This is a genomic window from Rhodococcus sp. NPDC077669 (assembly GCF_040686915.1).
Lineage (GTDB): Bacteria > Actinomycetota > Actinomycetes > Mycobacteriales > Mycobacteriaceae > Rhodococcoides > Rhodococcoides fascians.
In genome coordinates this window covers 302,233-317,002 of sequence record NZ_JBFBMD010000005.1, presented here as the reverse complement: position 1 = coordinate 317,002, position 14,770 = coordinate 302,233, and the positions used below count along the sequence as shown (strand labels likewise).

Annotated in this window: 16 protein-coding genes; 8 read left to right on the top strand and 8 right to left on the bottom strand. The window is 65.9% G+C overall.

From position 1 onward, the window contains the following. Positions 1-48: 48 nt before the first annotated feature. Positions 49-576, bottom strand: coding sequence for a hypothetical protein (locus AB0P23_RS09285; protein ID WP_027494858.1), 528 nt, complete (start codon positions 574-576; stop codon positions 49-51). Positions 577-733: 157 nt separating this feature from the next. Here AB0P23_RS09285 and AB0P23_RS09280 point away from each other — a divergent pair, with 157 nt between their 5' ends. Together AB0P23_RS09280 and AB0P23_RS09275 are read left to right on the top strand one after the other, a co-directional pair. Further along, positions 734-1,681 carry an ABC transporter substrate-binding protein gene (locus AB0P23_RS09280; RefSeq protein WP_283541716.1) on the top strand — a complete coding sequence of 316 codons (948 nt, stop codon included), beginning with the start codon at positions 734-736 and terminating at the stop codon, positions 1,679-1,681. A 1-nt stretch (position 1,682) separates the two neighbouring features. Continuing rightward, a complete protein-coding gene (locus AB0P23_RS09275; protein ID WP_363797315.1) occupies positions 1,683-2,618 on the top strand; it encodes a sucrase ferredoxin in 936 nt (311 codons plus the stop codon). Between the two features lie 79 nt (positions 2,619-2,697). On the opposite strand, the gene AB0P23_RS09270 is transcribed toward AB0P23_RS09275, so the two are convergent. Continuing rightward, positions 2,698-3,321: a superoxide dismutase gene (locus tag AB0P23_RS09270; RefSeq protein ID WP_019667073.1), complete on the bottom strand. Its 624-nt coding sequence runs from the start codon at positions 3,319-3,321 to the stop codon at positions 2,698-2,700. A 337-nt stretch (positions 3,322-3,658) separates the two neighbouring features. Here AB0P23_RS09270 and AB0P23_RS09265 point away from each other — a divergent pair, with 337 nt between their 5' ends. Then, positions 3,659-4,720 carry an acyltransferase gene (locus AB0P23_RS09265; protein ID WP_080736574.1) on the top strand — a complete coding sequence of 354 codons (1,062 nt, stop codon included), beginning with the start codon at positions 3,659-3,661 and terminating at the stop codon, positions 4,718-4,720. 268 nt (positions 4,721-4,988) lie between these two features. Here AB0P23_RS09265 and AB0P23_RS09260 read toward each other — a convergent pair whose 3' ends face one another. Beyond that, complete coding sequence (locus tag AB0P23_RS09260) at positions 4,989-5,933, bottom strand: LLM class F420-dependent oxidoreductase (protein WP_032374199.1); 945 nt, start codon at positions 5,931-5,933, stop codon at positions 4,989-4,991. Between the two features lie 326 nt (positions 5,934-6,259). On the opposite strand from AB0P23_RS09260, the gene AB0P23_RS09255 reads away from it, so the two are divergent. The 4 genes from AB0P23_RS09255 to AB0P23_RS09240 are packed head-to-tail and all read left to right on the top strand — an operon-like array spanning position 6,260 to position 9,364. Further along, positions 6,260-6,562 carry a rhodanese-like domain-containing protein gene (locus tag AB0P23_RS09255; protein ID WP_230074781.1) on the top strand — a complete coding sequence of 101 codons (303 nt, stop codon included), beginning with the start codon at positions 6,260-6,262 and terminating at the stop codon, positions 6,560-6,562. After that, positions 6,563-7,672, top strand: coding sequence for a DUF4328 domain-containing protein (locus AB0P23_RS09250; RefSeq protein ID WP_363797313.1), 1,110 nt, complete (start codon positions 6,563-6,565; stop codon positions 7,670-7,672). It abuts the gene before it with no gap. Beyond that, the gene (locus AB0P23_RS09245) at positions 7,669-8,442 is read left to right on the top strand and encodes a glycerophosphodiester phosphodiesterase (RefSeq protein WP_027494853.1); all 774 of its coding nucleotides are present in this window, start codon (positions 7,669-7,671) and stop codon (positions 8,440-8,442) included. Before AB0P23_RS09250 ends, AB0P23_RS09245 begins: the two co-directional genes overlap by 4 nt. Positions 8,443-8,452: 10 nt before the next feature. After that, positions 8,453-9,364, top strand: a complete 912-nt coding sequence (locus tag AB0P23_RS09240) for a DUF5926 family protein (protein ID WP_032374198.1) — start codon at positions 8,453-8,455, stop codon at positions 9,362-9,364. Positions 9,365-9,521: 157 nt separating this feature from the next. Here AB0P23_RS09240 and AB0P23_RS09235 read toward each other — a convergent pair whose 3' ends face one another. The 5 genes from AB0P23_RS09235 to AB0P23_RS09215 all read right to left on the bottom strand — a co-directional run bounded on the left by AB0P23_RS09235 (position 9,522) and on the right by AB0P23_RS09215 (position 13,921). After that, a complete protein-coding gene (locus AB0P23_RS09235) occupies positions 9,522-10,076 on the bottom strand; it encodes a ferritin (protein WP_027494851.1) in 555 nt (184 codons plus the stop codon). Positions 10,077-10,188: 112 nt separating this feature from the next. After that, complete coding sequence (locus AB0P23_RS09230) at positions 10,189-10,734, bottom strand: ferritin (protein ID WP_032371710.1); 546 nt, start codon at positions 10,732-10,734, stop codon at positions 10,189-10,191. A gap of 31 nt (positions 10,735-10,765) precedes the next feature. Continuing rightward, positions 10,766-11,971 (bottom strand): LCP family protein, encoded by a 1,206-nt coding sequence (locus tag AB0P23_RS09225; RefSeq protein ID WP_230595293.1) that lies wholly within the window; start codon positions 11,969-11,971, stop codon positions 10,766-10,768. A 334-nt stretch (positions 11,972-12,305) separates the two neighbouring features. Beyond that, positions 12,306-13,094: a type II CAAX endopeptidase family protein gene (locus tag AB0P23_RS09220; protein ID WP_230595310.1), complete on the bottom strand. Its 789-nt coding sequence runs from the start codon at positions 13,092-13,094 to the stop codon at positions 12,306-12,308. A gap of 56 nt (positions 13,095-13,150) precedes the next feature. After that, the gene (locus tag AB0P23_RS09215) at positions 13,151-13,921 is read right to left on the bottom strand and encodes a DUF2470 domain-containing protein (protein WP_032374196.1); all 771 of its coding nucleotides are present in this window, start codon (positions 13,919-13,921) and stop codon (positions 13,151-13,153) included. Between the two features lie 124 nt (positions 13,922-14,045). Between AB0P23_RS09215 and AB0P23_RS09210 the strand changes: the two genes are divergently transcribed. Continuing rightward, positions 14,046-14,768 carry a hypothetical protein gene (locus tag AB0P23_RS09210; protein ID WP_032374195.1) on the top strand — a complete coding sequence of 241 codons (723 nt, stop codon included), beginning with the start codon at positions 14,046-14,048 and terminating at the stop codon, positions 14,766-14,768. Positions 14,769-14,770: the final 2 nt, after the last annotated feature.

The window sequence follows — 14,770 nt, the reverse complement described above, 5'->3', positions numbered from 1 at the left end:
AATGCGCCAATAAGTTTGGGGACCCGAAAAATCGTGTACGGGGAGCGGTCAGGATGCGAGGAGCATCGCCAAAACTGCGGTGTCGGGATCGCTGATCGGATCGAGGCCGACCCGACTGATCATCGACGTCACGGTGCCGTCGGATTCTGCCTCCACCCACGCGGCCCGGTGATCGAGGCCCAGATGCGGAAGACCGGGCAGCAGAACGCAACCCGAGGCCGCGCCTGCACACTCCGGCAGAGAAGGCGTCGTCTCCGACGGTGGGTGCAGCATCAGCAATGCGGCCGGCTGATGGTCCGAGAACCGTCCGGGAGCCAACGCGAAATCGCCGATCACCGGTCCCTCGGCCAACACCAGGCCGACCGTCCCCGGCTCCGGATCCTCGGGCAGCTCCTCCCGCACCCCGAACACCGTCGACGTCGCCAACAGACCCGGCATCGACGCGACCCGGACGGCCAGCGCCAGGAATTGAGCCCACTCCTTGGTGGTGTCCGGCCAACGACCGGAGATCACGAACCCGCGCAGTAGACCGGCGGCGTGAAAAGGCGAGACACCGATGAGATCTCGATCGTCCATTGCGCATCCCTCCCAGACAGGTACGAGGCAGAAGCCGGGTACACGACGTTGGGTAAGGAGAAGAATGACCCGAAAACGGCTGGCACACAAGATGGGGAGAGTGCCAGCCGAAAACGTAGCCGGCCCACTGCGGCTCGGCAGCCGATACGCTGCTGCGGTGAAAAACAGAGGATCCGCCCGGCGAACCGTCGTCTCGTTGCTGTCCATGGCGCTACTGCTGAGTGTCGCCGCATGCAGTCGGGAAGCATCGACCCCGGGCGAGACCGGCGGCGAGGTCCGCACCGCGCAGCATGCATTCGGTGAGACGAGTGTTCCCGTCGATCCACAGCGCGTGGCCGTGCTCGACGGCGACCGCACGTTGGAAGCCGTCGTCGCGTTGGGCATCCAGCCCGTCGCGGCGGTGAAGCCGCCGCTCACCGGTGACTACGCACCCGTCGTCCGGGATCGGCTCACCACCGAACCGATCGACATCGGATCCGTCGACGCCGACGTTGACATCGAGGCTCTGACGGCTGCCGCACCGGACCTGATCGTCATGCGAACGACGGGTGAGGACAACCGAGCGCTGTACGACCGGGTCGCCCCGATCGCGCCGACCGTCGTCGTGGAATACACCCCGGCCTCGTGGCAGAACACCTTGCAGCAGCTGGCGGGAATCTTCGATCGGCAGGAGATCGCCGACGGTTTGCTGGCGGACTATCGACAGGCGGTCGACGAATCCGAGTCACGCTCACCTCGGGAAAACAGCACGTTGACCGTCGCGCGAGTGCGCACCGACTCGTTGCGGTACATGACGCAGGACGGATCGTTTCCTTACGCCGTCCTGTCCGATCTGGGCTACCGCGCGCCCGCACAGCAGGATCGCGGATCCGACGCGGTGCAGACGGTCGACGTCAGCCCGGAACTGATCGACGTGCTGGCGGCCGACGACATCCTTCTGCTCACCGATGCCGGGACGGAGGACGCCGTGGCGCAACTGCGACAGAACCCGCTCTTCACCGGTCTCGGAGCTCGGGTGACCGAGCTGCCGTCCAAGGATTTTCTCTTCGGCAACGTGCTGACCGCCCAGGCCCTGGTCGAGACCGCGACCGAAATCGGGGGCTGACGTGCCGGCATCCGAACGCTGGGTCGGCTGCGCTGCAGTGGCGCGCGAGAACGACGAATCGCTGCGCGGGACAGCTGCACGGGCACACGGCTGGGTGTTGATCGAGCACCGAGGCCCGTGGGGGCGCGAACCGTGGGGGCCGGACGGTCCGCTGGGTGGAATCGGCACCGAACTCTCGCGTCGCTGCAAGGCCGTCGGGGTACGCCCGCAACTGGTGCGAGAAACGCACGGCAGGCGTGAACCCACCGAGACGCGACAGGTGTTTCTTGCGCACTCGGGTCGCCGCGGCCCGTGGCTGGAGAGATACACGGTCGACACCGTCGAGCAGATTCTCGAACTACCGATCGAAGCCGCTGCGGCGGGCACCCCACCTGGTATCGGGACTCGCGTCGACCAGCGGCTCTACCTCGTCTGCACGCACGGAAAGAAGGATCCGTGCTGCGCGGTGCTCGGTCGGCCGGTGGCGGCGGCCCTCGCCGGACCCAGCGGGCGGGTATGGGAATCGACGCACCTGGGCGGCGATCGATACGCAGCGGGCATGGTGGCCCTGCCCGACGGCAGCTACTACGGCAACCTCGAACCGACCAACGCGCAGGCCGTCGTGGACGACCACGACCGCGGGCACCTCACGCTGCGCCACTACCGAGGCCGCTGCACCGACGACACCGTCGCCCAGATCGCCGAACACGCAGTACGAACCGAATACGGGCTCACCGGAATCGACGACGTCCACCCGTCCGATGTCACGTCATCCGATGCCGCGTCGGATGTTGTCGCGTCGGATGTTGTGGTGGTGACGACGTCGGGAAGCGTGCAGGTACACGTGACACCCGATCCCGAGCCCCCGCGCCGAACGACCTGCCGTTCCGAGGACGTCGCGAGACCGGACCACGGCGTCGCAACCATCGGGTCGGTGCCCGCCGCCGGGAGGGCGTGACCTTCGAAATGCGACAGGGCCACCGCGTCGAACGCGGTGGCCCTGTCTGCGATTGCGCGTCGTGCGGCAATCTCGAAACCTACGGGAAGATCAGGCCCGGGGTCTTCGACGTGGCAGCCTCGAAACGAGCCTGGACGTCGGCCCAGTTGACGACGTTCCAGAACGCCTTCACGTAATCGGCCTTGACGTTCTTGTACTGCAGGTAGAAGGCGTGCTCCCACATGTCGACCTGCAGCAGCGGAATGATGCCCAGCGGCACGTTGGCCTGCTGATCGTAGAGCTGGAAGGTGAGGAGCTTCTTGCCCAGCGAGTCGTAGCCGAGCACTGCCCAGCCGGAGCCCTGCAGGCCGTTGGCAGCAGCGGTGAACTGTGCGCGGAACTTGTCGAACGAACCGAACTGGTCGTCGATCGCGGCACCGAGTTCGCCTTCGGGCTTGTCGCCACCGTTGGGCGAGAGGTTCTTCCACCAGATGGAGTGGTTGACGTGGCCACCGAGGTGGAACGCGAGGTTCTTCTCCAGCAGGAAGATGCTGCCGTGATCCTCGGCCTCGCGGGCTGCAGCCAGCTTCTCGAGCGCGGTGTTGGCACCGGCGACGTAGGTGGCGTGATGCTTGGAGTGGTGGAGCTCGTTGATCTCGCCCGAGATGTGCGGCTCGAGGGCGGAGTAATCGAAATCAAGGTCGGGCAAGGTGTACTCGGACACGTGGTTCCCTTCTCTAACGACGCCGTGCCCATCGCGTGATGCGGGCACGTTCGTCCTACTGCGGATCTTTCGTAGGGTTCAACCCAATCTCATTCCTACCCCTTGTGCAACCGTTGTAACCGAGATGCTTTTCTCGGAATAAATCCACGTGAACAAGACAGTCGAATTCCTGGGCTGCGAAAACCTGCGATTGTCACGAAATAGTTGCGTAACAGCGCCGAATTGGTCCACACCATGAACGGAACCTAAACTCGAGGGTGTGAAAGGGGACCGTCCGAACCGAAATTCGGTCGACGAGTCCGCCGCCGCACCGGCCGTGACCGCGCCCCGCGTCCAGATGAACGGTGCCGATCTCCTGCGCGTCATCGCCGTCTGCGCCGTCCTCTACTCGCACATCTCGTTCTACCTGCTCGACGACGTCGGCGGCGACTGGTGGATGCTCGACATCGTCAACCTCGTCCTCATCGACGACGTAGGCCTCAACCTCCACCTCTCCTTCGTGGGCGTGAGCATGTTCATGCTGCTCACGGGACTGCTCATCACCCGATCCGCCATGCGGCAATCGCGTCGGGACTTCATGGTCGCGCGGCTCGCCCGACTCGTGCCCGCCCTCTGGTTCGCCATCGCCCTGGCCGTCGTACTCGTCAAACTCGGCGTCAACGGCATGTTCAGTGGACAACCCGGAATCAGCAACGGAGAGGCCGTACTCAGCTTCTTCCTCGGCGGCTTCTTCCTCCGACCCGAGGTCGCCGTACTGGGCGTCACCTGGACACTCGTCGTGCAAATCGTGTTCTACCTCTACTGCGTCGCAATGCGCTCGGCACTACGCGCAAGTCCGATCACCGTGCCCCTCATCGGAGCCGCACTCTGCACACTGGTGATCCTCTGGAACCTCTACCTGCCCCAGCCGTACACCATCCCGTTCCTCACCAAAGTCGCCGGAGTACTGCCCACCCTGTTCCTCGGCCAGATCTTCTACCTCGGCTGGGCGAAACTCGTCACCTGGCGCTGGATCGTCATCGGCGTCGTCGCACAAATCGAAGTGATCCGCCTCGCCATCGACGTCCACACCTTCTGGATGGGCGAGACCTACCTGTGGTCACTGCTCGTCGTCACCGGCACCGTGCTCATCCTCGCCCGATACGACGGACCCATCACCCGCTGGCCCATCATCGGCTGGATCGGCACCCGCAGCTACGCCATCTACCTGATCCACACACTCGTGCTCTACCGCATCTACGCAGCCGTGGAACCGCACTTCGGACCCACCGCCGCCGTCCTGGCCTTCCTGACCGGCACCGCCGCACTCGCCGAAATCATCTACCGCTGGATCGAACTGCCCGCAGCACGACACATCAGCACGCGATACCGACAACTTCGCACCCGATCTGCCCCCTGACCCCAGCCCGCTGGGTAGTCACCCCCCGCTGGGTAGTCAATGTGACATTTGGTGGCCTTTTCGGGGGTGAATGTCACGTTGAGTGGACTGGGGTGGCACGACTGCGCTCGATCTCCCGCCGACCCGACTTCTCCGGTCGACCGACATCACCCGAGTGTCGGCCTCGCCGGCTACTCGCCCCTGCTGGGTAGTCAATGTGACATGTGGTGGCCTTTTCGGGGGTCAATGTCACGTTGAGTGGACAAGGGCGGATGGGAGGCGGGGGAGATCAGAGCTGCGGGATGACCTCGGAGGCGACCAGTTCGAGGTGATCGAGATCGGTGAGGTCGAGGGTCTGCAGGTACACGCGAGTCGCGCCGATGGCCCCGAAGCGGCCGATTTTGTCGACCAGTTCGGCGGGACTTCCCGCGGCCCCGTTCTCGCGGAGTTCGGAGACGTCGCGGCCGATGGCGGCGGCGCGTCGGGCGATGTCCTCCTCGGTGCGACCACAGCACAGGACGAGTGCGTTGGAGTAGACGAGGGAATCGGGGTCACGGTCGGCGGCAGTGCAGGCGGCGCGGACGCGTCCGAACTGGGTTTCGGTGTCGGCCAGCGAGGCGAAGGGGATGTTGAATTCGTCCGCGTATTTCGCGGCCAGGGCCGGGGTGCGCTTCTTGCCTCCGCCGCCGATGAGGATGGGTGGACGCGGCGATTGGACGGGCTTGGGGAGGGCGGGGGAATCGGTGACAGGGTAGTGGGTTCCCGGGTGCGAGAACGTCTCGCCGGTCGGTGTTTCCCACAACCCGGTGATGACGGCGAGGGACTCTTCCAGTCGGTCGAAGCGCTCACCGAGCACCGGGAACGGCAGGCCGTACGCCTTGTGCTCGTCCTCGAACCAGCCGGCACCCAACCCCAGGTCGACGCGGCCACCGCTCATGGCGTCGACCTGCGCGACGCTGATGGCGAGGGGGCCGGGGTAGCGGAATGTGGCGGAGGTGACGAGCGTGCCGAGCCGGATGGTCGACGTCTCACGAGCCAGGCCGGCCAGGGTGATCCACGCGTCGGTGGGGCCGGGCAACCCGTCGCCGCTCATTGCGAGGTAATGGTCGGATCGGAAGAAGGCACCGTAGCCGAATTCCTCCGCGGCTGTGGCGACCCGGAGGAGGTCGTCGTAGGTGGCGCCCTGTTGCGGTTCGGTGAAGACGCGTAGCTCGACCGAGGAGTGAGAAGTCATGTTTGCCAGGGTAATCAGCTTGGATAAACGACCGCAGACAACAGCTGTGTCAAATCACGATCGATCCACAGCCTTCGTTGGTACTCGATACACCGGCAATCAGTTGTGAGGCCGTGACCTGTGGATAGAAACCGGCACGGGCCCCGATTCTGTGCATCAACCTGTGGATACTGTGGATAACTTTCGTGAGCAAAAGTGACGTAGGTCATAGCTGGGGCCGTCCATCGTCAGGCGGGCACGAGTGGCAGTCGCGATCGCACCCGTGACAAGATCGAGAGGTGTCTCACCCCGAGCAGTCGCCCGCCGTCACCGTAGACCGCCTTCCGGTGCCGTTCCCGGAAGCGGCAGTGCTGCTCGACGTCCGAGAAGACGACGAGTGGCAGGCCGGACACGCACCCGGTGCCGTGCACATCCCGATGGGCGACATTCCGTCCAGAGCAGGCGAAATCGACAACCAATCCGAGATCTACGTCGTCTGCAAAGCCGGCGGGCGCTCGGCTCGGGTCGTCGAATACCTCAATCGCGTGGGCTACGAGGCCATCAACGTCGAGGGCGGGATGCTCGACTGGCACGCCGCCGGTAGGCCGATCCAGCGCGACGACGATTCGGACGAAGCGAGAATCATCTAGATGTCGGCACCGCAGGGGCGCGCACAGGCGTTCCAGGTCTGCGCCCGCTGCAGCACTCGCTGGGCGGTCGGCGCACGGCCGGGTACGTGGTGCCCCCGCTGCCACGGCGTGCTGCTCTCGCCGGTGTCCGCTCGGGCACCGGCACAGGGCCGCCGCAATTTTCGGTGGGTTGCGCGGCCTGCGTCGTCGAAGGGCAAAGCCGTCGGTCCCGCCCGGGTCGCGGCACCGACCCCCACTCCGCGGTACGACTCGACGCCCACGTGGGGGCTGCGCGACACCCCACGCGACCCCTCAGCACACACGCCCGCCGGCCGCGTCGAGCAGTACGCAGCCAACGCGCAGACGTTCGTCTGGATCACGGCGCTGCTGCTCGGGCTGGCGGCGTTCGCCGAGCTGTTTCGCTACGGAATTCTGCTGTACAACCGCACCCGACTGCTGTCGCCGATCACACTGGCAATTTCCGATGCGCTGGTCTATTTCGCACAGGTCGGCGCGCTCATCGTCGGTCTGCTCGCGCTGATCACGACGTCCTGCTGGCTGATTCGGCAACGCCGGCTGGCCTACGCATCGGTCGGGGCGACCGAGCCGCGGTCGGTGCGATGGATGCTGCTGCTCTCGATGCTGCCTCTGGTTCGGATCGTCATGCCCGTGGTGTACCTGACGGAGATCGTGCGCCTCCGAGCCGAAGCCGACGGCGACGTGTACCGCGAGCTCACCTTGATCCGGATCTGGTGGGCCGTCTGGGTGACGAGCAACGCGCTGGTCGTCGTGCAGGTGCTGTGGAGTCTGCGCAACACACTGCAAGCCCGCGCCGACGGCGTTCTGCTCGCCGCCGTCGTGGCGCTCGTGGCCGCAGTTTCCGCGGTGCTGACTCTGGCCGTCATGCGCCGACTCGAGGGCCGCACCCTGCGCGGTTCGGCGCTGTCTCGTCCCACCCGCTGGGTCATCGCACCCAGCATCGAGCGAAAGACCACGGAGTCCGAGACCGAGCAGACCGAGACCGAGCAGACCGAGACCGAGCAGACCGAGACCGAGCAGACCGAGCCGGCCGACGCAGCTCATGCGGACTCCGGGGCCGAGAAGGACGACCGGGCGGTGACGGTCTCGTGAGCCCGGACCGACGCGGCCCTTTGGTCGTCGCGCACCGAGGAGCATCTGCGGCGAAGAAGGAACACACGCTCGCCGCCTACGATCTCGCGTTGCGGGAGGGAGCGGACGGCGTCGAATGCGACGTCCGGCTCACGAAGGACGGCCGCATCGTGTGTGTGCACGACCGCCGCGTCGACCGAACCTCGAACGGCACCGGAATCGTCAGCGAGATGACCTTCGACGAGCTCGCCCGGTTGAACTACGGCGATGCTGACGAACCCGCCGAACTTCTGACGCTGCACGACCTGATCGCGCTGATTCTGGATTGGACCAGCAAGCCGGTCAAGCTCTTCATCGAAACCAAGCATCCGGTGCGCTACGGCTCGCTGATCGAGGCCTCGGTGCTGGCCGAGCTGCACCACTTCGGCATCGGCGCGCCTGCCTCGGCGGATCATTCGCGGGCGGTCATCATGTCTTTCGCGCCCTCGGCCGTGTGGCGAGTGCGCCGCTCGGCACCGATGCTTCCGACGGTCCTCCTCGGCGACAGCTCGCATTATCTGGGCGGCGGAGCAGCGACGACCGTCGGTGCCACCGCGGTCGGTCCGTCGATCCGGGCGTTGCGTGAGCACCCGACGCTCGTCGATCGAGCAGCCGCGTCGGGCCGTGCCAGTTACGTGTGGACGGTCGACGAGAAGGAGGACGTGGACCTGTGCCGCGAACTCGGTGTCGGGTGGATCGCGACCAACCATCCCGGACGAACGCGCGCCTGGCTGGAATCGAAGAACGTGTAGGTTTTCTGGCGTGGGTAAGAGCAAAAGAAACAGCGGACCGAAGCAGGACAGCAACCGGGCGGCCAAGCTCGCACAGCGTGAGGCCGAGCGCGCCAGCCTCGAGTCGGGGACGACGCGGCCGTTCGAGGGCCTGGCCGCAGAATGCGACCTGGTAGCGCTGCGCGAATTCGTGCCGTCGGCCACCGCCACCGCGCCGATCACCTCCGGCGGCCGCACCGTCACTCTGGCAACGGTATTGCCGGGAGCCGTCGCCGCTCTGGTACGCGAAGAGGCGGGCACTGTAGAAGGATTCGTCGGCCTGCAGGTTCAGACGCAGTCGAAAGACGTTGCAGCAGATATCAGTAGCGCGTTGGGCTGGGTCGCCGCCGCCCCAGCAGGTGAGTCGCTCGAAGCCTCGACGGTGGACGAGAACACCCCCGCATTGACCGATGTCCTCGACCCGTCCGCACTCCTCGAGATCACCGTGCATCAGGATTTCAATTGGTGGATCCCGGAAAGTGCCACTCCCGCAGCCGATGTGGCCGCAACCGTGGAGCGCGCGAATCAGGCGATCATGCCCTCGGCGCGGATCGAGGCGGACGGTGTCGTTGCAGCATGGTGGGTCGATGCCGGCGACAAGGCGCACATCCGGTGGGTTCGCCCGGAGAGCGAGGACGACGTCATGCTCGCCCTCGCGCGGTTGCACGCTGCCGGAGACCTGAATCTCGGTGAGGGCTCGCGGTATGCAGGCTCGTTCCGTACGCACGGGTTGCTGGTGCCGGTGTTCGATCTCGATCCGGAGATGCATCCCACCGAATGGGCTGCTCCGACAAAGGAATTCGGGGAGAAGCTGAACGAGGCTCTTGCCGTCGACGCCCCGCTCACGGGAGCGCAGCTGCGCTCGCGGGACGGCCTTCGTGGCCGTCAGGTCACCCTGCGCTGAGCAGTCGAGCCCAACTGAGAGGTGCGGCGGCCCGAAAGTTGGTGCACCGAAACGCACGTCGGGTGGCCGTCGGACAAGGGGCTGCTTGTCCGACGACCACCCGTATGAGCGCGAGATCTCTCGCGTTACTCGTCGATGCGTGTCGCGTGGAGCGAAATTACAGCGATCCGCCGGCGACGGTGGGTGCGCCTGCATCGGCGACGACGCTGGTGTTCATCTCGCGGGCAACGAACTGCTCGAGGTCGAACAGGTTGTGGCCGGCGCGGTCTGCGATGTTGAGCAAGGTCTTCATGCTGGCAACTTCCTCGACCTGCTCCTTGAGGAACCACTGCATGAACTGCTCGCCGAGGTAGTCGCCCTCTTCGCGGGCGGTGCTCGCCAGAGCGATGATCTGCTCGGTGACCGTCTCTTCCTGTGCCAGTGCGAGGGCGATGGCCTCACGCGGGTCCGTGAACACGGACTTCGACGCGTCGACACCGGTCAGTTCGACGGTGATGTCGCGATCGAGGAAGTACTGGACGATCATCATCGCGTGGTTACGCTCTTCGACCGACTGCGCGTAGAAGTGCTTGGCCAGCTGCGGCAGGTCGACATTGGCGAAGTAGACGGCGGTGGCGATGTACTGCTGCGAGGCGTTGAACTCGTTGCGGATCTGGTCGCGAAGAAGTGCGTGGAACTTGGTGTGGTTCGTTTCTTTGATGTCTGCGCTCATGGTGAGGACAATATGCCTGGTCAGAGGGCATTGTCATCCAAGTCGAGCCTTATTGAGGCGAACGTAGCCTAATACAGTCAATCCTAAATGTCGGCTCTGAGCAGGGCGTAAGTTACGCGCTTCCGGCCTCTTTGGGTGCATTGGTGGCGCGGGTCACCGAGCCGAGCTCGCGTGCCACGTACTGCTCGATGTCGAACAGATCCGAACCTGCTCGCCGCACGATGTTGAGCAGGCTCTGCATCGCGGCTACTTCCTCGACCTGTTCGGTGAGGAACCAGTGCATGAATTGCTCCCCGATGTAATCGCCCTCGGCTCTGGCCGCCTGTGCGAGCGCGGTGACCCGATCGGTGACCGCCACCTCCTGCGCCAACGCCAACTCCACCGGTTCGGCGACCGAATCGAACGCGGTCACCACGTCGTCGATGCCCGACGCGTCCACCTCGAGTCGGTTGTCGATGAGGAACCGAATCATCATCATGGCGTGCCGACGCTCTTCGGCCGACTGGGCGTAGAAGCGGTGCGCCAACTGCGGAAGATCGTTGCGGTCGAACCAGATCGCGATGGCGACGTACTGCTGCGAGGCGGTGAACTCGTACCGAACCTGGGCGCGCAGTAGATCGTGAAACGAGGTGGTGGGCTCATGCGACGGCAATGTCATGATCCACAACGTACCGGCCGCACGTCCCCCGTCAGGGGCCGCCGGTCAGCAGATCTGCCGGAATTTCCCGATCCTGAGCGATGGCTTCGAAGAATGCCGGTGCCCTGGTGTCGTCCCACACGAGGACGTTGCCGACATCGGAGTCCTGGAAGCCGCCGACCGGCACGGTCGTCGTCACCGGCCCACCGCGCATCGCCCAGGCCAACCCGGCCAGGTTCCAGATGTGGTCTCCGTCGTCGACACTCAACGACGACGCGGTATCGGACACCAACGGCCACAGTTTCAAAGGATTGAGGAAAGTGGAAGCGCTGGTTGCCTTGTCGAGCAGAGCGGACATGAAGGCCCGCTGGTTGTTCATCCGGTCGAGGTCGGCCAATGCGGTCGCGCGGGATCGCACGAAGCCGAGTGCCTCGGAACCGTCGAGATCCTGACAGCCCGCGGGAATGTTGATGCCCGCCAACGGATCGTCGATCGCGTTCTGCACACACACGTTGACTCCACCGACGGCGTCGACGATTCCGGCGAAACCACCGAAGCCGATCTCGGCGTAGTGATCGATGTGTACTCCCGTCGCACCCTCGACCGTCTGCACCAGCAGGGACGGCCCGCCGAATGCGAACGCCGCGTTGAGCTTGTCCTCGCCGTTGCCGGGAATCGGCACGTACGAATCGCGGGGCAGGCTGACCATCGTCGTCGCCCCGCCGCCCTCGGGGATGTGGATCATGATGATGGTGTCGGTCCGGCTGGGGCCCACCTCGCCGCCGGTCGCGAGAGATGCTTCCTGCTCCGGCGTCAGACCTGCTCGTGAATCCGATCCGACGAGAAGCCAATTGGTGCCCGGGGTGTCGCCGATCCTCCCGGGGTACGAGGTCAGAGCGTCGACTCGCGTGAGCGAACTGTCGACGTAGTAGACGATGCCGCCGATGCCCAGAACGAGGACGAGGAGAACGATCAGGAAGCGACGGCCCCAGCGCCGACGCTTGCGCGGCTTCGCAACCTTGGGGGGACGTGAATCACGTTGTGGCCGAGCTGGTTCCGGTCGTCGTAAGGCGCGCTGCGGAGAAGCCGGTGGCTGCCTGCGCTCGTCGACGTACGGTTCCGGCTGTTGGCGCGGTGCGTACCCGGTGCGCCCGGCCTCGTCCTCGGCAGCGCGGGAGTACTGGCGCGTCGAGTTCGGCGGAACGGAACCGGCAGGGCCGGGTTCGGGTGCCTGCGACCACGCCTGTTGCGGTGGCACCGGGGCACCGTGACGAGGTGCGGCCGGGCGACCGTCGCGCCTGATGAATTCGGTGCCCTCGGGTGCGGGCCCCGGACGGCGAGGGGACCCTCGCTCCGCGGGAGGTTCCGGGTTGTACCGACGGGGGTTCGGAACCGGCGGCGGACCGGGTCGGTACTGACGTGGTGGCGGCGGTGGCTGTCCAGGGGCTCCACCGGCGCGCCGAGGCGGGGGAGGGGGCTGCTGGCCGGGTGGTCGACGCGGTGGCGGCGGCTGGCTCGGCGGCGGGGTACGCCGATTCGGCGCGCCGTGCCGTCCGTAGCGATCGTCGTCGTTCACGAATCGACTGTACCCATCACGGCAACCACGCCAGGTGTTCGCGCAGCAGGGCGTAACCGACGAACGCGACGATGTCGATGAGTGCGTGCGCGATCAGCAGTGGCCACAGCCTCCCGGTGCGCTGCCAGTATCGGCCGAACACCAGGCCCATCAGGAAGTTGCCGACTCCGCCGCCCACCCCCTGATAGAAGTGATAACTCCCGCGCAGCAGCGAGGAGCACAGCAAGGACTTGTTCTCGCTCAGGCCGAGTCGGCGGAGTCGAGAGATCAGGTAGGCGACGACGATGATCTCCTCGGCACCGGAGTTGGCCAGCGCATACAGAATCAGGGCGGGCACTCGCCACCAGTGGTCGTCGAGCGCGCTGGGGACGACGTTCAGATTGAATCCCAGGGCGTTGCCGACCAGGTAGAGCGCGAGACCCGGCAGCCCGATGAGTGCAGCCAGCCCGACGCCGTGGCCGAGATCGATCTTCAGGCGCGGTTTCGCCAGTCCGATCGCACGCGGTGCCAGATCTGCTCGCCACAGCAGGTACAGCCCCAATGCTCCCCATGCGCACAGGCGCAGGATGCTCAGCAGCTGGAACAGCAGGTCGATGACGCTGAAGCTCGATCGCGAGGAGTTCAGTGCGACCGTCTGGTCGGACAGCGCTGCGGTCTGCAGGGCATCCTCGACCAACGAGAGAATGCTGCTCATGCCACTGAGGCCGAACGTCACCAGCAGCACGATCGCGATCTCGACCTTGATGGTCGTGCGTTCGCGCGCACCGGGCGGTGGCGCAGTGCTCTCCGGCGGCGGTGGCGTCAACCAATTCCTGAAGTCGATCACGGCACGAGTGTGCCCTGTCGAGCCTGGCGGCGACGTCAGCCCCGGGCGCGCAGGCCGTTGAGGAACGGGCAACCGGCGAGAACCCGGAGGGCCCGGCTCAGGGAGATCGTGTCGTCGACGGGCGCGGCGAAGCCCAACCGGACGTCGTTGTCGCCGCACTCGCCCTCGATACGCAGACGAATGCCGTAGCGGTCGATGCCCAGCGGACGCACGCGTCCCTGCCGCAGCGACGGTGGGAGGCGTCGGGACAGCTGCGCGAGGAGGTCGGGATGATCGGAGTCGAGGTGCTCGAGCCAGCTCGTTTCCATCTCCCAGAACGGATCGGGCTCGGCTGCCAGCAGCGAGTCGACGTCGACCGGCTCGGCTCCGGTGCTGTCCGCCACCACTGCGGAGCCGACGATCAGACGTACCAGGGAGGTGGTGTGGCCGACGTCGAGCAGGGCCGAGTGGGGATGCTCGGCGGCCACCGCGCCGGCCATCGGGCGCATCAGCGATTCCGGCACCGGACGCAGTTCTCCGCGCAGCCACACCAGTGACCGCACCGGTTCGCGCAGTGCCAGAGGTGCGTGATCGGTGAGCTCGACGACGGCGGGAACGCCGGCGCGGGAGGACTGCCAGGTGATCGCGTCGTCGATGGAATCGGTGGGGACGGCAAGAATCATCTCGCCGTTGGGTCGCAGGTGGTGCAGGGACGTCACGACGGGGTCGCTGCCGTCGATCACGAGAGCTGCGCCCTCGGCACGCATGCAGGCGCTGCGCACGCGTTCGGCGGTGGTCGGTCCGGTGGTGGTGGTTGCGCCGAGCATGGGCTCCTCCGATGCGATCGGTACAGTTGAATGGCCAGTAGGTGAGGCATACCTAAGTAATGTGCCCCTAAGTTAGCCGGATGTGGCGGGTATCGCAAGGGCAAGCTGGGACTACCGTGAAGACGTGCCGATTCCGTTGACCCTCGGTGTGCCGCACCGACCAGATCCGAACGCGCTCGTCGCCGGACTGCTGCAGCCGTTCTGCGCCGATGCCCCTGCCGTGCAGGCCGCTCCACGCGCCGCCGAGTACGGCCCGCCCGTCGTGCTGGCCTCGACACTGCTGACGCTGCCGCCCACCGTGAACCTCGGGCGCATCGTCGTGCGACTCGACATCGACCCGGACAAGCTCCGCGCCTCGAGCGCAGGCAACTACGAAGCCGTCAGATTCGAGGTCGACGCAGTCTCCGAGCATCTCGCCGACGCGCTCGGGTTGCGACTGCCCTCGCCCCTCGTCGTCTTCCCGGTGTTCGACGCGATCGACGTGGCCGAGACCGCAGTGACCATCGTTACCGCTCATCGAACCCCCGGCATCGGTGTCGGCGACACGGCGAGGCGTATCGCCGACGTGCTCGCCGTCGTCTCGCATGCCGATGTCGGTCTGGTCGCCCGCGCCGACACCGGAGACGAGGTGATCGCGATCCTCGCGGCGACGGTGGCGTCGCTGCGCGGAGACGACATCGCGTCGGCTCTGGCCGCGCCGAATGTCGACGCTCTGCGCAAGCTCGTACCCGAGGCCGCCGAGGCCGTGCGGGAGGTACTGCTGGGGGTCGAGATCGCCGACGTCGTCGCCGCCCGCGCCCGGCTGGTCGATGTCGGTTTGATCGCTTCGGGGACGTCGACAACGTAACC